Origin of the sequence: Candidatus Sodalis pierantonius str. SOPE, from assembly GCF_000517405.1 — a bacterium.
Lineage (GTDB): Bacteria > Pseudomonadota > Gammaproteobacteria > Enterobacterales > Enterobacteriaceae > Sodalis_C > Sodalis_C pierantonii.
In genome coordinates, this window is sequence record NZ_CP006568.1 from 266,243 (window position 1) to 288,059 (window position 21,817).

At 58.7% G+C, this 21,817-nt stretch carries 13 protein-coding genes and 3 pseudogenes; 9 read left to right on the top strand and 7 right to left on the bottom strand.

The features are described 5' to 3' along the window. The first annotated feature begins 144 nt into the window (after positions 1-144). From SOPEG_RS01480 to SOPEG_RS01500, 5 genes and pseudogenes are all read left to right on the top strand, one after another. Entirely contained in the window at positions 145-2,472 is a 2,328-nt protein-coding gene (locus SOPEG_RS01480; protein ID WP_025244051.1) for a Tex family protein, read from the top strand. Positions 2,473-3,229: 757 nt separating this feature from the next. After that, a complete protein-coding gene (feoA, locus tag SOPEG_RS01485) occupies positions 3,230-3,463 on the top strand; it encodes a ferrous iron transporter A (RefSeq protein ID WP_025244052.1) in 234 nt (77 codons plus the stop codon). Between the two features lie 76 nt (positions 3,464-3,539). Beyond that, entirely contained in the window at positions 3,540-5,843 is a 2,304-nt protein-coding gene (gene feoB, locus SOPEG_RS01490; RefSeq protein ID WP_025244053.1) for a Fe(2+) transporter permease subunit FeoB, read from the top strand. A 9-nt stretch (positions 5,844-5,852) separates the two neighbouring features. Beyond that, a complete protein-coding gene (locus tag SOPEG_RS01495) occupies positions 5,853-6,095 on the top strand; it encodes a FeoC-like transcriptional regulator (protein ID WP_025244054.1) in 243 nt (80 codons plus the stop codon). Between the two features lie 320 nt (positions 6,096-6,415). After that, positions 6,416-8,081: pseudogene (locus tag SOPEG_RS01500) on the top strand (alpha-amylase family glycosyl hydrolase). Between the two features lie 50 nt (positions 8,082-8,131). On the opposite strand, the gene bioH reads toward SOPEG_RS01500, so the two are convergent. Continuing rightward, the gene (gene bioH / locus SOPEG_RS01505) at positions 8,132-8,842 is read right to left on the bottom strand and encodes a pimeloyl-ACP methyl ester esterase BioH (protein ID WP_025244055.1); all 711 of its coding nucleotides are present in this window, start codon (positions 8,840-8,842) and stop codon (positions 8,132-8,134) included. A gap of 211 nt (positions 8,843-9,053) precedes the next feature. Here bioH and SOPEG_RS01510 point away from each other — a divergent pair, with 211 nt between their 5' ends. Beyond that, the gene (locus SOPEG_RS01510) at positions 9,054-9,503 is read left to right on the top strand and encodes a hypothetical protein (RefSeq protein ID WP_417903431.1); all 450 of its coding nucleotides are present in this window, start codon (positions 9,054-9,056) and stop codon (positions 9,501-9,503) included. A gap of 59 nt (positions 9,504-9,562) precedes the next feature. After that, positions 9,563-10,138, top strand: coding sequence for a Fe-S biogenesis protein NfuA (nfuA, locus tag SOPEG_RS01515; RefSeq protein WP_025244056.1), 576 nt, complete (start codon positions 9,563-9,565; stop codon positions 10,136-10,138). 158 nt (positions 10,139-10,296) lie between these two features. Here nfuA and malQ read toward each other — a convergent pair whose 3' ends face one another. The 5 genes from malQ to glpE all read right to left on the bottom strand — a co-directional run bounded on the left by malQ (position 10,297) and on the right by glpE (position 17,421). Continuing rightward, on the bottom strand, positions 10,297-12,411 hold the full coding sequence (gene malQ / locus SOPEG_RS01520) for a 4-alpha-glucanotransferase (protein WP_038468050.1): 2,115 nt from the start codon (positions 12,409-12,411) through the stop codon (positions 10,297-10,299). Positions 12,412-12,458: 47 nt separating this feature from the next. Further along, positions 12,459-14,855, bottom strand: coding sequence for a maltodextrin phosphorylase (gene malP / locus SOPEG_RS01525; protein WP_025244058.1), 2,397 nt, complete (start codon positions 14,853-14,855; stop codon positions 12,459-12,461). 316 nt (positions 14,856-15,171) lie between these two features. Beyond that, complete coding sequence (locus tag SOPEG_RS01530; protein WP_025244059.1) at positions 15,172-15,930, bottom strand: DeoR/GlpR family transcriptional regulator; 759 nt, start codon at positions 15,928-15,930, stop codon at positions 15,172-15,174. A gap of 24 nt (positions 15,931-15,954) precedes the next feature. Beyond that, positions 15,955-16,803, bottom strand: coding sequence for a rhomboid family intramembrane serine protease GlpG (gene glpG, locus SOPEG_RS01535; protein WP_025244060.1), 849 nt, complete (start codon positions 16,801-16,803; stop codon positions 15,955-15,957). Between the two features lie 294 nt (positions 16,804-17,097). Beyond that, positions 17,098-17,421, bottom strand: coding sequence for a thiosulfate sulfurtransferase GlpE (gene glpE / locus SOPEG_RS01540; RefSeq protein WP_025244061.1), 324 nt, complete (start codon positions 17,419-17,421; stop codon positions 17,098-17,100). A 302-nt stretch (positions 17,422-17,723) separates the two neighbouring features. Between glpE and glpD the strand changes: the two are divergent. Beyond that, positions 17,724-19,223 (top strand): annotated as a pseudogene (gene glpD, locus SOPEG_RS01545) (glycerol-3-phosphate dehydrogenase). A gap of 27 nt (positions 19,224-19,250) precedes the next feature. On the opposite strand, the pseudogene SOPEG_RS25840 reads toward glpD, so the two are convergent. Further along, a pseudogene (locus tag SOPEG_RS25840) lies at positions 19,251-20,820 on the bottom strand (glycogen/starch/alpha-glucan phosphorylase); the annotation flags it as partial. Between the two features lie 68 nt (positions 20,821-20,888). Between SOPEG_RS25840 and SOPEG_RS01555 the strand changes: the two are divergent. Then, entirely contained in the window at positions 20,889-21,812 is a 924-nt protein-coding gene (locus tag SOPEG_RS01555) for an IS5-like element ISSoEn1 family transposase (RefSeq protein ID WP_025244062.1), read from the top strand. The last annotated feature ends 5 nt before the right edge of the window (positions 21,813-21,817 follow it).

Consider the following 21,817-nt stretch of genomic DNA (forward strand, 5'->3'; position numbering starts at 1 on the left):
TATCGTCGCAATACATCGCCAATAACGGCAATATACCATAGCGACGCCGGCGGTTAACGAACCCAGGCGGCTGGCATTTTGCCGCCGCAAACCGTATAACTGTGCAGGCCCAAGCAATCCTTATGACAAAATGAACTGTAACGCATGAATAAAGAGTCATTGAACCATCTTATCGCCGGCGAGCTGAAAGCCCGGGCGGAGCAGGTGGACGCCGCGGTGCGGCTGCTGGATGAAGGCAACACCGTGCCTTTTATCGCCCGCTATCGTAAAGAAGTCACCGGCGGCCTGGACGATACGCAGTTGCGTACGCTGGAAACGCGCCTGGGTTACCTGCGCGAGCTGGACGAGCGACGTCAGAGTATTCTGAAATCCATCGACGAACAGGGCAAACTGACCGAGGCGCTGGCCGCGGCAATCCAGGGGACCTTGAGCAAAACCGAGCTCGAAGATCTCTACCTACCCTATAAGCCCAAACGCCGCACCCGCAGCCAGATAGCCATTGAGGCTGGGCTGGCGCCGCTGGCGGATAGGCTCTGGCAGGACGCGTCCATGGATCCCGAGAGCGCGGCGGCCGAATTTGTGAACCCCGACGCCGGCGTGGCCGACGTCAAAGCGGCCCTTGACGGCGCGCGCTATATCCTGATGGAGCGCTTTGCCGAAGATGCCGCCTTGCTGGCGAAAATTCGCGCCTATTTGTGGAAAAACGCCCATCTGGTGTCGCGGGTCGTCCCCGGCAAAGAAGAAGACGGCGCCAAATTCCGCGACTATTTCGACCACCACGAACCGCTGTCCCAGGTGCCGTCCCACCGTGCGCTGGCCATGTTGCGCGGACGCAACGAAGGCGTGCTGCAACTGGCGTTGAACGCCGATCCGCACACGGATGAGCCGCCGCGCGCCAGCTACTGCGAGGAAATGATTGCCGATCATTTGCAGGTGCGCTTCAACCAGGCGCCGGCCGACGGCTGGCGCAAGTCGGTCATCAGTTGGACCTGGCGCATCAAAATTCTGATGCACCTAGAAACCGAATTGATGGGCAACATGCGTGAAAAGGCCGAGGAGGAAGCGATCCAAGTCTTCGCCCGCAACATGCATGATTTATTAATGGCGGCGCCGGCGGGATTGCGCGCCACCATGGGACTGGATCCGGGTCTGCGCACCGGCGTTAAGGTCGCGGTCGTCGACGCCACGGGCAAACTGGTGGCGACGGATATCCTCTATCCGCATACCGGCCAGGCCGATAAAGCCGCGGCGGCGGTCGCGGCGCTGTGTCTGAAACATCATGTCGAGCTGGTCGCCATCGGCAACGGCACCGCATCGCTAGAAACCGAGCGCTTTTATGCCGAGGTCCAAAAGCGCTATCCAGACGTGAAAGGGCAAAAGGTAATTGTCAGCGAGGCCGGCGCGTCGGTCTATTCCGCCTCGGAGTTGGCGGCGCAGGAATTCCCCGATTTGGATGTCTCGCTGCGCGGTGCGGTCTCCATCGCCCGCAGACTGCAGGATCCGCTGGCGGAGCTGGTCAAAATAGATCCGAAGTCCATCGGTGTCGGCCAGTATCAGCACGATGTCAGCCAAAGCCAACTGGCGAAAAAACTGGATACGGTGGTGGAGGACTGCGTCAACGCCGTCGGCGTCGACTTGAATACCGCCTCGGTGCCACTGCTGATTCGCGTCGCCGGCCTGACGCGTATGATGGCGCAGAATATTGTCAACTGGCGCGATGAGAACGGCCGTTTCCGCAACCGTCAACAGCTGCTGAAAGTCCCCCGCTTAGGCCCCAAGGCCTTTGTGCAATGCGCCGGCTTCCTGCGCATCAATCACGGCGACAACCCGCTTGACGCCTCTACCGTGCATCCAGAGAGTTATCCGGTGGTAGAGCGGATTTTACAGGCCACGGAGAAATCGTTAAGCGATTTGATGGGCGATCCGTCTACGCTGCGCGGCCTGAGTCCGTCCCATTTTACCGATGAGCGCGTCGGTTTGCCCACCGTCACCGATATCATCAAAGAGTTGGAAAAGCCGGGACGCGACCCGCGGCCCGAGTTCAAAACCGCCACTTTCGCCGACGGCGTGGAAACGCTCCAGGATCTCTCGCAGGGTATGGTGCTCGAGGGTACGGTGACCAACGTGACCAACTTTGGCGCATTCGTGGATATCGGCGTACATCAGGACGGGTTGGTGCATATCTCCTCTCTGTCCGATCGGTTCATCGACGATCCGCACAAGGTGGTGAAAGCCGGCGATATTGTCAAAGTGAAAGTCATGGACGTCGATATGGCGCGCAAACGCATCGCCTTGACCATGCGGCTCGACGAACGGCCGGGGGAGGCGCCGGCGCGCCGGGATATGGGTGAACGCCGGCGGGACAACGGCGCAACGGCGTCTCGTCCCCCCGCTCGCGGCGGCGGCCGCCAATCCGGTAATGCCGCGGGCGGCCGCGCTGGGCAAACGGCGTTAAAAACGGCGGGGCCGTAGAGACGGGCCCCATTATCCCTGTGCGCCGGTAGATCGGCGCTAAACGCCCTGTGGATACGGGCCCGCGCCCTGCCTGGGCGGCGCCCCCTGTCCCCTGCCATTTAGCGCCTCTCGCGGGTCAGCGCGCCTTAACTGCGGGTGGCGCACGCAGCGCTGGTCCTGTCCGCCGTCCCCCTAACGTCCAGGGTGAGGGGTCTTCGTGCGGCTTTTTTTTGGCATCGGCTGCACCGGTGCGGTTAGGCTCACATTGATGTTTACCACGGCCAAAGAATGGAGGGCTGATAAATAAATTAATATTTAATTATTTCTATATTCACTATTCCTGATGCGGGCGATAATTGCATCAATTTTTAATAATTAACATAATATTTTAATTACACTATTTTGACTCTTATTTAATATTTACTGCCTATTGGCACAGGGTTATTTTCATTTTCCGCCGTGCGCCATGGCTAATAAAAATAGACGACCCCCACTCCATCGCCCGGAATCTTCGAGACGCTTAAAAAACTTAAATACTGTAAATACAGTGCATTGCATCAAACCGCAGGGAATAGATTTTTGCGATTGCCGCTGAAAAAAAGAATTTGGTTGATGGTTTGTTTTATTTAGCACGGGTGATAAGGTGATAAAATTTTTGTTATTGATAACTATTACTTTTACCATTTGCAATAATTAACACTGCGCAATCATACCCCGGGACGCCGGGGTATTTACCGTTTCCGCCGTGCTTTCGGTCACCATCAAGAAGGTCACTATGCAACTGCAATTGCAATTGCAGTACCATTATAAAATTACCGGCTATGCCAAAGAGATCCCTCCCGCCTTTCGGCAAAAAATGCTGTCTCTTGGCATGTTGCCCGGCAGTTCGTTCCAGGTGGTGCGCGTCGCCCCGCTGGGCGATCCCGTGCAAATCGAGGTGCGGCGGGTACAGCTGGTATTGCGAAAAAAAGATCTGTCATTGCTGCTATTGAGCCGTACCGACCATTGACCCGCCCTGCTCCGAACGCGCCGTGCGCCCGGGGTAATCCGTTTGTATTTGTCACTGCTTACAGGTTTTATTCATGATCACTACACGCACTGTGGCCTTGATCGGTAATCCCAACGCCGGCAAAACCACCCTGTTCAACCAGTTGACCGGCGCCCGCCAGCGGGTCGGTAACTGGGCCGGCGTTACGGTGGAACGTAAAGAAGGCTGTTTCACCACTGCCGCGCAGCATATTACGCTGGTCGATCTGCCGGGCGCTTACTCTCTGACCACGCTGTCGCAGCAATCCTCGCTGGACGAGCAAATCGCCTGCCGGTATATCCTCGAACGGCAGGCCGATGTGCTTATCAACGTGGTCGACGCCGCCAATCTGGAGCGTAATCTTTATCTGACGCTACAGTTACTGGAGCTGGGTATTCCCTGCATCGTGGCGCTGAACATGCTGGATATCGCCTGCAGTCAGGGCATTAACATCGATATTCCGGCACTGGAGCGACGGCTCGGCTGTCCGGTGATCCCGCTGGTATCCACCCGTGCTGAGGGCATTGAAACCTTGAAGGCGCGGCTGGACGGCCCGCTACCGGCGGCACCGTCCCTCACGGTCGACTATCCGCCCGCCGTCCGCCAGGCGGTAGAACAGCTACAGCCATTCACCCCTCACGCGTATTCGCCACGCCAGCGGCGCTGGCTGGCGCTGCATATGCTGGAAGGGGACATTCACAGCCGTGAGTTGCTGACCTCGCCCCAACGGCTGGAAAGCCTGCGCGCGGGCCTGCAGCAGGATGCGGCGCTGGCGATCGCCGATGCCCGCTACGCCACCATCATCGCCCTCTGTCAGGCCGTCAGTAACGGTCATTTGACGCAGACCAACTGCTTGACCGCGCGTCTTGACGCCGTGCTGCTTAACCGCTGGCTTGGCGTGCCGCTGTTTTTTATGGTGATGTATCTTATGTTCATCCTCGCCATCAACCTCGGCGGCGCTCTGCAGCCGCTGTTTGAGGGCGGATCCGCCGCGTTGTTCATCGACGGCACCCAGTGGCTGGGCTATCAGCTGCACGCGCCGCAGTGGTTAACGCTGCTGCTGGCCCAGGGCGTGGGCGGCGGGATCAATACCGTGCTGCCGCTTATTCCGCAAATCGGCATAATGTATTTGTGCCTGTCGTTTTTGGAAGATTCCGGCTATATGGCGCGCGCCGCGTTCGTCATCGACCGGCTGATGCAGTTCCTCGGCCTGCCGGGCAAGTCGTTCGTGCCGCTGATTGTCGGTTTCGGCTGCAATGTGCCGTCGGTAATGGGCGCTCGCACGCTCAACGCGCCGCGCGAGCGCCTGATGACCATCATGATGGCGCCCTTCATGTCCTGCGGCGCGCGGTTGGCGATTTTCGCCGTCTTCGCCGCAACTTTTTTCGGCCAGTACGGCGCAACGTTGGTATTTTCGCTATATCTGCTGGGAATTGTGGTCGCGATCCTTACCGGATTGATGCTGAAATATACGCTCATGAGCGGCGAAGCGATTCCGTTCATCATGGAGCTGCCGGTGTACCACGTGCCGCACATCAAAAGCCTGCTGCTGCAAACCTGGCAGCGGCTGAAAGGCTTCGTGCTTCGGGCCGGTAAGGTCATCGTCCTGGCCAGCATGCTCATCGGCGCGCTTAACAGCTTCACGCTGCACGGCGAAGCGGCGGACAGCGTCAACCACTCCGCGCTGGCAGCGGTGAGTAAAACCCTGACCCCTCTGCTCAAGCCGATGGGCGTCCATGAGGATAATTGGCAGGCCACGGTCGGGCTGATTAGCGGCGCGATGGCCAAAGAGGTCGTGGTGGGGACGCTGAACACGCTGTATACCGCCGAACAGATCACCCGTACCCCGTTTGAGCCGGACGCGTTCGATTTGTTGGATGAGTTGTCCGACGCCATGACGGAAACCTGGCAGGGTCTACAGGATGTCTTCAGCTTCAGCGTTCTTGCCAACCCTATCGAAGCCAGCAAAGGCGACGGCGAGATGAGCGGCGGCGCCATGGGAATGATGAGCAGCAAATTTGGCAGCGCCACCGCCGCTTACAGTTATCTGATCTTCGTTCTATTGTATGTGCCCTGTATTTCGGTCCTCGGCGCCATTACCCGCGAAAGCAGCCGTGGTTGGATGCTACTGTCGGCACTATGGGGCGTTAATGTGGCTTATTCGCTGGCAACGCTGTTCTATCAGGCGGCCACTTTCATGCAGCATCCGCTTTACAGCGCGACGGCGATAGCGGCGGTTATCGTGGTCAACGGTCTTTTGATTGCCTGCCTCTACCGCTGTCGGGATCGTTTCCAGCCGGGGCTGTCCGCGGCGGAATCCTCACCCTGTTGCCAGCCCGCCGGCGGCGAAAGCTGTCACTAAGGAGGCGCGGTGTCTGGACTGATGCAGCTGCGCGACGCGCTGGAATTGATGGGCCAAGCAGACGCCCGCGCCCTGAGCCTGCGGCTGCGGCTGCCCCAGGCGATGGCCGCGGCGATGCTGGAACGGTTGGAGATGATGGGCCAGGCCGAGCGGATGACCGGCGACGATACAACCGCCGGCGCCTGCCGCGCCTGTTCGCGCAGCGCCCGCTGCCGGCTGCCCTGCTATCGGTTGCGTTCGCCGGCCGCTTAGTCCGCTGCGCTCAAAGCAAATGACCATACGCTCATCGATGCCCGCAGTCGCTGCTGCTGCCGGCTGCCCTGTTAACGGTGCGTCCACCGGCGGTGCGTTGAATCGGGGCAGCGCCGGAAAATACGCTTTCCGGCGCATTCTTAGCATAGGAATTAATTCACTGATATACCGATCATTTTCCGCATTTCCACCGCCTTCCCCACCCGCAACTGTCATCGATCCCCTTGGCGATTTCGCTCCCAGTAGCTACAGTGACAACAAGGTATCATTGCCACGTTTATGCTGTGTCAGCACGTTCGTCACATCAACAAGGTGCCATGATGGAAGCCATAACCCGCTTGCTGAGAGAGATTTACCCCACCGCCTTAAGCCAGGGGCAACTGGACACCATCAAGAGCCAAATCAGCTTCGCCAAGTCCACGCCGCACCAGGCGCGCAAAACGCACTGGGATCAGGACGATGTAGTACTTATCAGCTACGCCGACCAGTTTATGGAGGCGGAAAAACCCACCCTTGATACCTTCACCACTTTTTTTAATCACCGCTTGCGCAACACGTTTTCCCTGGTGCATTTGCTGCCGTTCTATCCCTACTCTTCCGACGATGGTTTTTCCGTCATCAATTATTAACAGGTCAACCCTATCGTCGGCAGCTGGCAGCAGATCGGCCAGCTCAATCGCTCCACCCGGTTGATGTTCGATTTTGTCTGTAATCACATGTCCGCCGAAAGTCAGTGGGTGAAAGGCTATCTAGCGGGTAGGCCTATGAGGAGTTCTTTATTGCACTCCCCCTCCCCGCCACCGATCTTAGCAGCGTGACGTGCCCGCGCACGTCTCCATTGTTGACGCCGTTTACCGCGCCAGACGGCCGCACCCGCTATCTCTGGACCACGTTCAGCGCCGATCAGGTGGATCTCAACTTTGGCCACCCCCAAGTACTGATCGCCGTTATCGGCGTATTGCTGCACTATTTGATACATGGCGCGGACTATATTCGCCTGGACGCGGTGGGCTATCTGTGGAAAGAAGTGGGCACCCGTTGTATCCATTTACCCCGCACCCATTTGCTGGTGAAACTGTTCCGCGCCATTTGCGATGAAGTCGCGCCGGGAACCGTGATTATTACCGAAACCAACGTGCCCCATCAGGATAACATTAGCTATTTCGGCAACGGCCGCGATGAGGCGCAGATGGTATACCAGTTTCCGCCGCCGCTGGTGCTGCACGCGCTGCACAACGGCAGCAGCCGCGCTGGCTGGACATCGGCGGCGGCACTACGACCTTTTTTAACTTCCTCGCCTCCCATGACGGCATCGGTATGAATCCGCTGCGCGGCATTCTGCCGGAGGCGGAAATCATCCGGCTCGTGCGCGATCTGGAGAGCGAGGGTGCGCTGGTGTCCTATAAACAAAATACCGATGGCACCACCAGCCCCTATGAAATCAACGTTACTTATCTGGATGCGCTTAACCGGCGCGAGGATAGCGATGAGACGCGGCTAAGCCGCTTTATCCTCGCCCATGCCATTTTGTTGGCGTTTCCGGGCGTGCCGGCTATTTATGTACAGAGTATCCTCGGGTCACGTAATGACTATGAAGGGGTGAAGGCCGCCGGGCATAACCGCGCGGTCAATCGCGAAAAATACCCGCTGAAAAACATCAAAGCGATGTTGGATGAGAAAACCAGCTTGCACTCGCGCGTATTCCGGGCGCTGAGCGCCCTTATCCGGCTGCGTCGTCGGCAACAGGCGTTTCACCCAGATGCGGCCATGGAGGTGCTGGAGTGGGATAATGCGCTGCTCGCCTTTTACCGCCGCGCCGCCGACCAGCGGCGGCTGTGTATCTATAATTTGGCAAATAAAGCGGTGAGCTGCACCCTGCCTGACGGCGATTATCGCCAACTGACCACCGACGGTTCAGTCAGCGGCGGCCCCCTGACCCTCGCGCCCTATACGTTCTACTGGCTTGAACCCCTGACCGACCGCTAACGCAATCGGGCAGCGGTCCGACGTGGGCCGCATTGCCACCGCTGACGCAATCAGGTAACGGTCTGGCTGAAGTCGCACAGCGCCTGGCAGAAAAGCGCGGGATGAGAAATGAACGGCGCATGCGCCGCGCCGGCAAAGACGATGCTTTGGCTGGCGGGACTGAATTCATCCACCAAGGGGACCACTTTACGCGGCACCAGGCCGCCCAGATAGCCGTACAGGCGCAGCAGCGCCAGCCCGCCGGCCAGCACTTCGGTCTCGGGCGTCGGCTGCGCCAATACCACACTTTTCAGCCAGCGCGCATCTTGACGCGCGGACTCGGTTCCCAGCGTTTGCAGACCGAGAAAACGGCTGACGGTTCGGGTGAAATCCGAACGCAGCTCCTGCGCAAAGCCCTCCAGCACCTCCGGCCTTATCCCTGGCCAGTAGCCGTCGGCGCAAAAACGCGGAGAAGAGGCCACGGTAATCAGGCCAGCGACCGCTTGGGGCCGCCGATACGCCACCAGCCCGCCGAGCGACCAGCCTAGCCATAGCGCGCCGGCTGGGACCCGTGACGCCATTTCCTCCGCCATCTGCTCCAAGGTCAGCGCCCCGTATCCGCGGCTGCGGCCATAGCCCGGCAGATCGACCAGGTGCAGGCGAAAATGCGGCGCTAGCCGCGGAATAATGCAAGACCAGACGCCGGCATTCAGTCCCCATCCGTGCAGCAGCACAAGATCGCGATCGCCGGTACCGGTCGTTTGCCAAAACAGTGACGTCATCCGTTATCGTCCAAAAGTCGGAAACAAAAAAGGTTAACCCTATGCTAACAATCAGCGCCCTGTGCCCTGTGTTGGCTATGCCGGCAACCGCTTTGGTTCAGCCATCACGGCGTTTGCCGCGGCTGCGTTAGAATGCTGCTAGCGGAGCAGGGAATCGCCCTGGCAAAGTCTGCTTACGGTGGGGGACTACCGTGCGCCGCTTAGCCGGCTGGTGGCAAAACTCAAATATCAGGGCGACACCGGCCTTGCCCGCGTGCTGGCGCGACTGCTGTGGTTGCGCTGGCGCGATCGCGCCGCCGAGGGGGATGAAAAGCCGGATTTGTTGCTTAATGTGCCTTTGCATGCCTATCGTCACTGGTGTAGGGGCTATAATCAAACCAAACTGCTCGCCGGTGCGCTTTCGCACTGGCTAAAGGTTCCTTGGCAGGCTCAGGGACTGTTCCGCTACCGCGGCGGGCCGCCCCAGCAGCGCTTAGGCGCCCGTCAACGCCGGCATAGCCTCCGCGGTGCCTTCTTGTGCCGCGTGGATGTAGCCGGGAAACGGGTGGCGCTGTTGGACGATGTTGTTACCACGGGCAGTACCGCCGGCGAGATAAGCCGGCTGCTGCTGCGCCATCACGCGCGCGAAGTGCCACTGTGGAGCATTTGTCGCACCTTGTAGTCTATGGGGGAAAGGGCGTATAATATCCGACTGATTTAATCAACTATTGAGTGAATGTTATGATCCGTATTACCGATGCTGCCCAGGAACATTTTGCTAAATTGCTGTCCAATCAGGAACCCGGCACCCAGATCCGCGTGTTCGTTATCAATCCTGGCACGCCCAATGCGGAATGCGGCGTTTCATACTGCCCGCCGGATGCGGTGGAGGCCACTGATACGGAGCTGAAATTCGATAAAATCTCGGCCTATGTGGATGAGCTCTCCGCCCCTTACCTACAGGATGCGAAAATTGACTTCGTCACGGATAAGCTCGGCTCCCAGCTGACGCTGAAAGCCCCCAATGCCAAAATGCGCAAAGTGAACGACGACGCGCCGCTTATCGAGCGGGTTGAGTATTTGCTCCAGTCGCAGATTAATCCGCAGCTGGCGGGCCACGGCGGTCAGGTGACGCTCATGGAAATCACGGATGATATGCTGGCTATCCTTCAGTTCGGCGGCGGCTGTAACGGCTGTTCGATGGTGGATTACACGCTTAAAGAAGGGATCGAGAAAGAGCTGCTGGAGAAATTCCCCGAACTGAAGGGCGTGCACGATTTGACCGAGCATCAGCGCGGCGAACACTCCTATTATTGATCGGCGTTAGACCTGACCTGACTAGCAGGGTTAGGCCTAATCTGTCGATGGGCGTCCGCCAAAACAGACCATCGGCATTAAGCTCGATCCGTGAACGGGGGTTAGCCCAACCTGTCCATCGGCGTTAAAACTGACCGGCAAGCGGGCGTTTGCCCGACTTAATCCTCGGCGTTCCCTTCGCCGCACCTCCCCCGCCAGCGGCCGACCGCCGTCAGCAGTTGGATAATGTCAGGGTCGCTAAACAGGGTCTCGAGATCCCGCGTCAACTTGCGCCGCCAGTTAGGATAGGCATCGGTGGTACCGGGCACATTGACCGGTGTTGCCATCTGCAACCAGTCTTCGGGCTGTAGCCCCAGCAGCGCGCTGCGGCTTTGCGCCACAAACCGGTGGATAGCGGCGTTCAACGCCGGCGACATGGGAACCTCCTCCGCCCGCACGGGGGTGGCGGCAGGCAGGCAGCCTGCGCGCCGCAGCGCGTCCAGCAACGCCTGCCGTTCCAGACGCCGTTCCTCCAGCAGCCGCCGCCAGGTCTGCTCATCGTCATATAGGTCCAGCTGGTGGGCCAAATCAATATCCGCCCCTTGCCAGAAACCGCTTAATGTCGCTAAATCATGGGTGGTAAGCGTCGTCATCGCCTGTGGGGGATATTCCGCCGGCGCGCGGAATTGCTGGTCCTGGCCGCGTTCAAAAAACAGCACCTTATACGAATACACGCCCACGGCGCGCAGCTTCTCGACGATATCCTCCGGCACGGTGCCGAGATCCTCGCCGATGACCATACATTGCTTGTGCTGGCTCTCGAGGGCCAACACCGCCAGCAAATCTGCCACCGGGTAGCGCGCATACGCCCCGTGCTCAGGACCATAGCCCCGCGGTACCCACCACAAGCGCATCAACGCCATCACATGATCCAGGCGCAGCGCGCCGCAATAGCACATGCCGCAATAGCACATATTGGCGCGCAGCATATCGATAAACGGCTGATAGCCGCGTTTACGCAACACGTTCGGATCCTGCGGCGGCAGTTGCCAATTCTGCCCCTGCGGGCCCAATCGGTCCGGCGGCGCGCCCACCGACGCGGATAAGCAGTACAGGGCGGGATCGGCCCAGTTTTCTACACCGTCATCGCCGACGCCCACCGCCAGATCACGATAGATCCCTACCGGCATCGCCAGCCGTTGGCTGAGTCGGTAACAGCCATCCAACTGCCTGGCCGCCAGCCACTGCAAATAACTGAAAAAAGCGATCTCGTCCTGGTGCTGCCGCCTAAAACGCGCCAGCGCCGCGCTGTTGGCCTGCTGATATTCCGCCGGCCAGTCGCGCCAGCCCAGACTCAGGCAACCGTGCGCAACCTGTTCAAGGTGCAGCGCATCAAAAGTCGCCTGCTGATAAAGGCTGTCACCGCCGGCCGCGATAAACTCCGCCAGCGATTGGCGTTCAGGATCGTCTGTCCCACGTCGATTAAACTGCGCCCAAGCGTAACGCAGCGCCGTCAGTTTCAGCGTCATCACCTGCGCATAATCCACCTGGTCATTCGCGCGCAACGCCTGTAGCCGGCGGCCGGTTTCCGGCTCCCGCCACCAAAGCTGCGCCTGCTCACTGTGCAGAAAATCGTCCAGCCCGCCGACATCAATGTAGATAATATTCAAGTAGCGGCGCGAAGAGGGACTATAAGGACTGGCCCAATCGGGCAGCGCCGGATACAGCGCGTGCAGCGGGTTAACGCCGACAAAAGCGCCGCCCAGCCGGGCGGTCCCGGCGATCATTTGCGCCAAATCACCAAAATCGCCGATGCCCCAATTGCGTGCTGAACGCAGCGTATAGAGCTGGACCGTGTTGCCCCACAGCCGCTGTCCCGCCCGGATCGCCGGCGGCTCATAACAGCGCTCGGGGGCGACAATCACCTTACACTCCCAGCGCGCGTCTTTAACGCACAGCGTCAACCGATGGTAGCCATCGGACACCCCCATCGGCAGCGTCAGAAGATGCGCGCGCCCCGTCGTCGCCGGTTCAAGCGCCTCGTCGCCCACCGCAGGCGCCGCCCGGGTCTGCCCGTGATGTTGTTTGCCCGACTCCTCGGTCAGCGTCCAAGCTACAACGATTCCGGCGGGCAGCGTCAGCGAGCGCTCACGGTGACCGCCGGTGACCCATACGGGCGGCAGCGGCGTTTCCGGGCTGATGCTGCGCGGCCATTGCCATGCGTCGACGTACTCGGTGATAATGCCGGCCCGCCGCGCGCGCCGATAAAGCGCCTCCGCCCCTGTCACCGGCATGTCCCGTGCTTGACCATGCTCATCTCCGGCAGCGCCATCGCGGCGCCTCAACGTTTTGCCTGCCAGATACGCTGCTGATAATCGCGTATCGCGCGGTCCGAGCTGAAGAAGCCCACCCGCGCGGTATTTAGCACCGCGCTGCGCGTCCAGTCATCGGGCCGGCGATATAACGCGTCCACCTGCTGCTGAGCCCGGCAATAGGCGGCGAAATCCGCCAGCACCAAATAAGGATCGCCGCCTTTTTGCAGACTGTGCAGTAAGAGCTCGAAGGCGTGCTTGTCTTTGAAGCTGTAGCTACCGCTGGCCAAGTCCGCCAACAACCCTTTCAGCGCCTTATCCTGCTCCGGTTTATAGCCGTCGGCGAGCAGCGCCTTTACCTGGCTTACCGTGTGGCCGAAGATGAATATATTCTCCTCGCCCACCTGCTCGGCGATTTCCACATTGGCGCCGTCGAGCGTACCGATGGTTAACGCGCCATTCAGCGCCAGTTTCATATTGCCGGTACCCGATGCCTCTTTACCGGCGGTGGATATTTGCTCGGACAGATCCGCCGCGGGTATCATCCATTCGGCGAGCGTCACGCGATAATCGGGCATAAAAATCACCTGCAACCGATCGTTTATCTTGCGGTCGTTATTGATCTTATGCGCCACCTGATTGATAGCGTAAATAATATTTTTTGCCAGCGCATAACCCGGCGCCGCCTTGGCGCCGAACAAAAAGACGCGCGGGACAATGTCGAGATCCGGGTTATCCCGCAGCCGGCGATAGAGCGACAGAATGTGCAACAGATTCAAATGCTGGCGCTTATATTCGTGTAGCCGTTTGATCTGCACATCGAACATCGCTTGCGGGTCAACGACAATGCCCGTCATCTGATGGATTTTATCGGCCAGCCGCCGTTTGTTGTCGTATTTAATCTGCTGGAAACAGGCGCGAAACGCCGCATCGTCCGCATAAGACGCCAGCGCTGTCAATCTTTCAAGCCGGGTGATCCAGCCTTTGCCAATGGTTTCGTCAATCAGCCCCGCCAGCGCCGGATTACACTGTTTCAGCCAGCGGCGCGGAGTAATACCGTTGGTCACGTTATGGAACTTCCGCGGCCACAGCTGATAATACTCGGGAAACAGGTCGCTTTTCACCAGTTCGGAATGCAGCGCGGCGACGCCATTGACCGCAAAGCCACATACCACGCATAAATTCGCCATCCGTACTTGTTTATCCTGCACGACCGCCAAGCGGCGCCATACCGCGTTATCGCCCGGCCAGCGCTGCTCCACCAGCACCCGCAGCCGGTCGTTAATGTGCCTGATAATGGCGAAATGGCGCGGCAGCAGCGTCTGCAGCAGCTTTTCATCCCAGCATTCCAGCGCCTCCGGCATCAGCGTATGGTTGGTGTAGGCGAAAGTGCGTGACGTAATCAACCAGACTTCATCCCATGTGAGCCGGTGTTGGTCGAGCAGCACGCGCAGCATCTCGGGGATGGCGATAGCCGGATGGGTATCATTAAGCTGGATAACTTCATAATCCGGCAGAGTTTCCAGACTGCGGCCGGCCAAATGGTGACGGCGCAAAATGTCCGTCACCGCACAGGCGCACTGGAAATACTGCTGCATCAGCCGCAGCTGTTTGCCTTCCTGATGGTTATCGTTCGGGTAAAGTACTTTAGTCAACTTGGCGGCGTCGATCCCGTCCCGTTCGGCTTTAAGGAATTTCCCGTCATTAAACAGCGCCAGATTGAACGGATGCGGATGCGTCGCCTGCCATAAACGCAGCGGCAGCACCGCGCCGTTGCCAAAACCGACCACCGGCAAATCCCAGGCTTCGCCGATAAGCGAGAACGCCGGTTCCCAGCGGCTGCCACCCTGCCCGTCTTTCACCAGTTTGCCGCCAAACCCTACCTCAACATTTAGCGCCGCGTTATGACGGAACCAGGGATAGGTTTCGCGATGCCAGTCGTCGGGGGATTCCCATTGCTGGCCTTCGGCGAAGGTCTGGCGAAACAAGCCGTACTGGTAATTCAGCCCGTAGCCGATGGCAGGCTGGCCCACGGTCGCCATGGAATCCATATAACAAGCGACCAGGCGGCCCAGGCCGCCGTTACCCAGCGCCGGATCGACCTCGTATTCCAGGATATCGGCAAGACTAACCTGATAAGCTTCGAGCACCCTTTTGACCGTGTCGTACCCGCCAAGATTGATAAGATTATTGCCGGTCAGACGTCCCAGCAGGAACTCCATGGAAAGGTAATTGACATGACGGAGGATTTTCTTATTGTCGCCCGGTTGGGCGCTTGGGGGGACGATACTTTCATTGACCGCCGCGCTGACCGCCTGCCACCACTGAAACGCGGTCATTTCCTGCGCGCCGGCGAGACCATAACGTTGCCACTGGCGATCTAGCGCTGCCTGGAACACAGCTTTATCAAATTTGGGTCTTGGCATATGAACGTCTCTATCCTGTTAGGCTAAAGTGGACAGCGCCGGAAAACCGGCCCCCTGATCCTGCCATCGTCATGGCTATTCCGGCGCCCACCGCAAGCGATCGTCATGGCAAACTACGGTTATCCCAAGGTTTAGCGGAGCGACACGCCACGCCTGTGGCCATGTCAAACCACGACGCCCCCCGCGGCGTACCCCAAGGGGTCGCCGTGCAAAAGGTCGCGGAAGGGTCTGGCTAAGCGCCGTGATGATCAAAGAATAGACAACGCCGTTAAAAAGGGGAGAGCCGGCGTGAATTTTTACGCTCGAGCCCTTACGCTCAGCACAGCTCCAATTTGACATCGGAGTGTTCGATAAGCGTCATCACCCCCGGTGGCGGCAGTTGGTCGGTAAACAGATAATCTACCAGGTCCATTTTGCCGAGATTGACCATGGCGCTGCGGCCGAATTTGGAATGGTCGGTCACCAGCATCACGCAGCGAGAATTGTCGATAATCGCCCGTTTGGTGCGCACCTCGTGATAATCGAACTCCAGCAGCGAGCCATCCAAATCAATGCCGCTGATGCCGAGGATGCTGTAATCAAGCCGGAATTGAGAAATGAAATCGAGGGTGGCCTCGCCGATAATGCCGCCGTCGCGCGTGCGCACTTCGCCGCCGGCCAAAATCAGGCGGAAATCTTCTTTGGCGGTAAGCAACATCGCCACGTTAAGATTATTGGTGACCACCCGCAGATTTTTATGACCCTGCAGCGCGTGCGCCACCGCCTCCGGCGTGGTGCCGATATCGATGAACAGCGTGGCGCCGTCGGGGATTTGGCTGGCGACGCGCGCCGCAATGCGCGCCTTTTCCGCCGACCACATCACCTTGCGATCGTGGTAGGCGGCGTTGACCGAACTCGACGGCAGCGCTGCGCCGCCGTGATGACGCTGGATCTTGTTCTGCTCGGCCAAATCGTTCAGATCGCGCCGTATTGTCTGGGGACTGACGGCAAAGTGATCCACCAGCTCCTCGGTACTGACGTAGCCCTGCTGGCGAACCAGCTCGATAATGGCATCATGCCGCTGCGTTTGCTTCACATTGACTCCTCTGCTGCCGGCCGATCAGCGCTGAGCGCCGTGACTCCGACGCCGCCGCGTTTGCCAGAACGCCATCAGCAGGCCCGTTACCAGACCCGCCACGTGCGCGGCATTGGCTATTGCGATACCCAAAATATTAAAATAGCCGGCAATGAGCCATAACAGGGCGAACACGATGACCCCGCGCGGCATAGATAGCGACCCGCCGGGATTTTTCTCGCCGTGCCACCAGACATAGCCCATCAGCGCATACACTACGCCAGACAGACCGCCGAAAAAGCTCCCGCTGAAATGCGACTGCACCACGCCGCTAACGATTGCCGAGAGCAGGAACAAAATGAGTAATGACGCCCTGCCGCGGTAGCGCTCCGTCAGGCCGGCCAGATACCACCACCACACCACATTGAACACCAGGTGCAATAGCGAGAAATGCAAAAAGGCATGGCTGACCCAGCGCCAGATCTGTCCGTATTGGGCCGGACCGGCGGGATACGCCAGCACGGCCATTACCCGATCATCGCCGAGCAGGGTCATCAGCACAAAGACCAGCACGCACAGTGCCGTTACCCCCAACGTCAAGGGGCCGGCCTGCTGACGCAGCGCCGGCAGCCAGGCGCGCAGGCCGGATCCCGTCACGCCGCGGTAATGTAACGAACCGGTACGCCAGCTGGCGGCCTGATAACGGGGATGCTGCGGTTCAAGTAAAAACGCCTCCAGCGCCGCCTCGACCTGTTCCAGTTTTTCGTCCTGGGCCAGCCACAGCTCGATATAACTCCCCTGCGGACGCAACTCCATGTCCACGCCCTGGGTTTTTATATAATCAATGAAGGCCAACACCAGACGCGCGTTAGACAAGGCGGCAACTCGAATCATGTTTCACTCACGCTTTCATAATGAGGTAATGGTGGAACAGAATACACGATTCGCGGGCTAAACGCGCGGCCCGACGACGGCTTCCCCCGCGCGCCAACGCCGCTAGACGTCCAGGCAATGTACTGAGGATAAAGGAGAAACGCCGGCAGGCGAAATGCCGGAGCGGTAGATTGCGACGCGCCTCGCCGATGCCCGCCAATTTTGCGATCTATGTCTCAAAGCGAGGAGCGCAACGCAGCCACCTTCCCCCTCTCCGTGCAGCGACGGCCGGTGAACCATGACGCGTTTTCGTCGCTATAGCGATTCCGTATCCTGCGGAAAGGCTTTCAGCCAGGCGTCAAACCCACCATCGACGCTGTAGGCGGCCTCAAACCCCTGGCTCAGCAGATATTGGGCGGCGCCTTTACTGCTATTGCCGTGATAGCACATCACCAGTACCGGACGGGCGGCATCCTGTTGCGCCAAAAACGCCGGCAGAGTGTCATTGGTCAAATGGAACGCGCCACGGGGATGCCCGGCGGCGAAACTTTGCGGATCGCGGATATCTACTAGCACCGCGTCCCCCCGCTGCCAGCGCTCCCTGGCCAGTTCTACGCTGATTGTTGCAAATTGATCCATACCCTGTCGCCTCGTTTAATCAAAAGATAGCACGCCTCACGGCAGCGAAAGGAGTGTAGCAAGCCGTTGGCCGGCATGCAGCGCTTTTCGCCGGCATCCGGCCGCGCCCTATCGGCGTCTAACTCGATATGCTACCCCCATCGCCGTGGCGGCGACCCGCGCTGCCCGGGTAAAAACGTTAACTGCGTCACGCATGGCCTCTTTTTTGCACAGAGTTCTTGGCGTGGATGTTGGTTTGCGCTTACAATAATGAGCGAAAACGAACATAAAAGAACTGTAACGCGCATTGGGAGGAAGGTAACGTGGAAACCAAAGACTTGATCGTCATCGGCGGCGGGATCAACGGTACCGGCATCGCTGCCGACGCCGCCGGGCGCGGACTGTCCGTATTGCTGTTGGAAGCGCAGGATTTGGCGGGCGCCACGTCATCCGCCAGCTCCAAACTCATTCACGGTGGCCTGCGCTATCTCGAACATTATGAATTTCGTTTGGTGAGCGAAGCGCTGGCCGAACGGGAGGTGCTGTTAAAAATGGCGCCCCATATTGCCTTCCCGATGCGCTTTCGATTGCCGCACCTGCGGCCGGCGTGGATGATTCGCTTGGGCCTGTTTATGTATGATCATCTGGGCAAACGCACCAGTCTGCCGGCAAGTGAGGGCGTTCGATTTGGCGCGGATTCGGTCCTGAAACCGGAAATCGTGCGTGGTTTCGAGTATTCAGACTGTTGGGTGGACGATGCGCGTCTGGTGGTGCTCAACGCTCAGGAAGTGGTGGCGCGGGGCGGCGATGTTAAAACCCGTACGCAGGTGACCCGCGCCTGGCGGGAAAACGGTCTGTGGCACGTCGAGGCGCGCGATAGCCTGACCGGCAAGAGCCATCGCTGGCAGGCCAAGGGGCTGGCCAACGCCCCCGGCCCTTGGGGGAAACATTTCATTGATGACAGCCTGCATTTACCGTCGCAGTACGGCATCCGCCTGATAAAAGGCAGCCATATCGTCGTGCCCCGGGTCCATCCCCAGCCGCAGGCGTACATTCTGCAAAACGAAGATCACCGCATTGTGTTCGTCATTCCCTGGATGGAAACGTTCTCCATTATCGGCACCACCGACGTGGAATATCATGGCGATCCGGGGAAGGTGCATATCGATGACGGTGAAATTGACTATCTGCTCAAGGTTTATAACGCCCATTTCAAACGACCCCTGGGCCGCGAGGACATCGTCTGGACCTACTACGGCGTGCGTCCGCTGTGCGACGACGAATCCGATTCGCCGCAGGCGGTGACCCGCGACTATACGCTATCGTTAAGCGATGAAAACGGTAAAGCGCCGCTGCTGTCGGTATTTGGCGGCAAACTTACCACTTACCGCAAGCTGGCCGAACATGCGCTGGAAAAACTGGCTCACTACTATCCCCACGCCAAAGGCGCCTGGACCCGCAACGCGGTGCTGCCGGGCAGCGATTTCGCCGGTACTCGCGACGACTATGCCGCCGTGCTGCGCCGCAAATTCTCCTTTCTGCCGGAATCGCTGACGCGGCGCTACAGCCGCACTTATGGCACCCGCAGCGAGCAGCTGCTGGCAGGCGCCGCCGGCCTGGCGGATCTGGGTGAAGATTTCGGCCACGGCCTGTACGAAGCCGAGCTGCGCTATCTGGTAGCGCAGGAGTGGGTTGTCACGCTGGACGACGCCATCTAGCGCCGCACCAAACTGGGCATGTGGCTGGACGAGGCCCAGCAGGCGCGTATTACCGACTGGCTGGCGCAGCACGTCAGTCCTGCGCGGCTGTCGCTAGCGTCCTAAGCCCCGCCTGGCCGCCCGCTGGCGCAACTACAGGCGGACGGGCGCCACTTTCCAGATTTCCTCGGCATACTCGCGGATCGTCCGGTCGGAGGAGAAATAGCCCATGCTGGCGATATTCAACGCCGCGCGGCGCGTCCATTCGTCCGGGCGCTGATACAGGCGGTCCACCTCATCCTGGGTATCGACATAGCTGCGGTAATCCGCCAGTAGCTGATAATGATCCCCCAAGTTGACCAGCGAATCGGATAAGTTGCTGTAGCGTCCCGGCTCGCCGGGGCTGAACACGCCGGTGGCAATCTGCGATAGCGCCAAATGCAGCTCCGCATCCTGCTCATAATAGCTGCGCGGATTGTAACCGTCGCTACGCAGCGTCTCGACCTGCAGGGCGGTATTCCCGAAAATAAACATATTCTCCTCACCCATATGCTGGCGCATTTCGATGTTAGCGCCGTCGAGCGTGCCGATGGTCAGCGCGCCGTTGAGGGCAAACTTCATGTTGCTGGTACCTGACGCCTCGGTGCCCGCCAGAGAGATTTGTTCGGAGAGATCCGCCGCCGGAATAATCAGCTGCGCCATGTAATAGGCCGAGGCGGCTTTGCCGGCGAAAATATTGACCCGCGGCACCCAGTCGGCGTCGGGGTTCTCGCGAATGCAGTTATAGCGGGTAATGATATTCAGCACGTTTAGCAGCTGGCGTTTATATTCGTGAATACGCTTGATTTGCACATCAAACAGCGCCGCCGGATTGACCCACCTCGTCCAGCTGATTCGCCAGATAGGCCGCCAGCTGTTTTTTATTGGTCAATTTCGTCTGCTGGAACTGAACAATAAACGCGGGAAAATCGATGTGCCCCTTCAGTTCTTCCAATTGGCCGAGATCGGTACGCCAGGTGTGGCCGATGGTTTCATCCAGCACCGCCGATAGCGGCGGATTGGCCAGCGCCAGCCAGCGCCGCGGCGTCACGCCGTTGGTCTTATTGCAGAAACGATCGGGGAACAGGCGCGCGAAATCGACGAAGAGCGACTGCACCATCAGCTCAGTATGCAGCTCGGAGACGCCATTGACCTTATGGCTGGCGATCACCGCCAGCCAGGCCATCCGCACCCGACGGCCGTTGTGTTCATCCACGATAGACACCCTCGACAGCAACTCGCTGTCGTCCGGCGCCTGCGCCTGGACCTGATTGAGAAAATGATCGTTGATATCGAAAATGATTTGCAAATGGCGCGGCAAGATCTTGCCCAGCATGTCCACCGGCCAGGTCTCCAGCGCTTCGCTCATCAACGTATGGTTGGTGTAGGAAAACGCTTGGCAGACCACTTCCCAGGCGCGGGCCCAATCAAACTTATGCTCATCAATGAGCAGACGCATCAGTTCGGGAATGGCCAGCACCGGATGGGTATCATTCAAATGGATAGCGATCTTATCGCCCAAGTTATCGAAGGTGTTGTGCAGCAGCCAATGGCGGTTGAGAATATCCTGCACCGTGGCGGAAACGAGAAAATATTCCTGTCGCAGCCGCAGTTCGCGGCCGGAATAGGTGGAGTCGTCAGGATAAAGCTCGCGGGAAACGTTTTCGGAATAATTTTGGCTTTGTTGAATAAATCGAACTTTTAGGTGACTGGCGGCTCTGATCACTACATTCGTTTCAACATCAGGTCTCCATGGCAAAGCAAAAGTTTAAAATCACCAACTGGCCCGCATACAACAATGCGCTCAGGCAGCGGGGGGACATGACAGTATGGCTTGATGAGTCAGCCATTGCTGCATGGACTGAGAGTACACCACCTGAACATCGTGGCCGGCCGCTTCACTACACCGATATGGCCATTACCACGGTTCTGATGATAAAGCGCGTGTTTAACCTTTCGCTCCGGGCGTTACAGGGTTTCGTTGACGCGATTTTTAAACTGATGGGGCTGTCGCTGCGCTGCCCAGATTACTCTCTGGTCAGCCGGCGAGCAAAAACCGTCGACATCAGCATAAAAACGCCAACCCGTGGCGAAATCTCACACCTGGTCATCGATGGCACCGGCCTGAAAATCTTCGGCGAAGGCGAATGGAAAGTCAGGCAGCATGGGGCTGAGAGGCGCAGAGTATGGCGCAAGCTTCATCTGGCAATAAATAGCGCGACACATGAAATTATCTGTGCCGATTTATCGCTAAGCGGTACGACAGATGCGCAGGCGCTGCCCGGGCTGATTAACCAAACCCACCGGAAAATCAGGGAAGCGTCGGCTGACAGTGCTTACGATACGCGTTACTGTCATGATGCTCTGCTGAGGAAAAAAATAAAGCCGCTTATCCCACCGCGAAGTGGTGCGCAATATTGGCCAGCTCGATACCATGAGCGTAACCATGCGGTGGCAAATCAGCATCTGAGCGGCAATAACGATACCTGGAAAAAGAAAGTAGGTTATCACCGGCGTTCACTGGCTGAAACGGCCATGTTCCGGTTTAAAACACTTCTGGGTGGTCATCTGAGTCTGCATGACTATGACGCGCAGGTAGGTGAGGCTATGGCAATGGTCAAAGCGCTTAACCGGATCACGCTGTTAGGAATGCCAAACAGCGTCCGCATCATGTAACAATC

Bases quoted from the DNA above. Each gene is read 5' to 3' on its own strand.
- SOPEG_RS01480 (WP_025244051.1), top strand. From the start codon at position 145: ATGAATAAAGAGTCATTGAACCATCTTATCGCCGGCGAGCTGAAAGCC.
- feoA (WP_025244052.1), top strand. From the start codon at position 3,230: ATGCAACTGCAATTGCAATTGCAGTACCATTATAAAATTACCGGCTAT.
- bioH (WP_025244055.1), bottom strand. From the start codon at position 8,842: ATGACGTCACTGTTTTGGCAAACGACCGGTACCGGCGATCGCGATCTT.
- nfuA (WP_025244056.1), top strand. From the start codon at position 9,563: ATGATCCGTATTACCGATGCTGCCCAGGAACATTTTGCTAAATTGCTG.
- malQ (WP_038468050.1), bottom strand. From the start codon at position 12,411: ATGCCGGTGACAGGGGCGGAGGCGCTTTATCGGCGCGCGCGGCGGGCC.
- malP (WP_025244058.1), bottom strand. From the start codon at position 14,855: ATGCCAAGACCCAAATTTGATAAAGCTGTGTTCCAGGCAGCGCTAGAT.
- glpG (WP_025244060.1), bottom strand. From the start codon at position 16,803: ATGATTCGAGTTGCCGCCTTGTCTAACGCGCGTCTGGTGTTGGCCTTC.
- glpE (WP_025244061.1), bottom strand. From the start codon at position 17,421: ATGGATCAATTTGCAACAATCAGCGTAGAACTGGCCAGGGAGCGCTGG.
- SOPEG_RS01555 (WP_025244062.1), top strand. From the start codon at position 20,889: ATGGCAAAGCAAAAGTTTAAAATCACCAACTGGCCCGCATACAACAAT.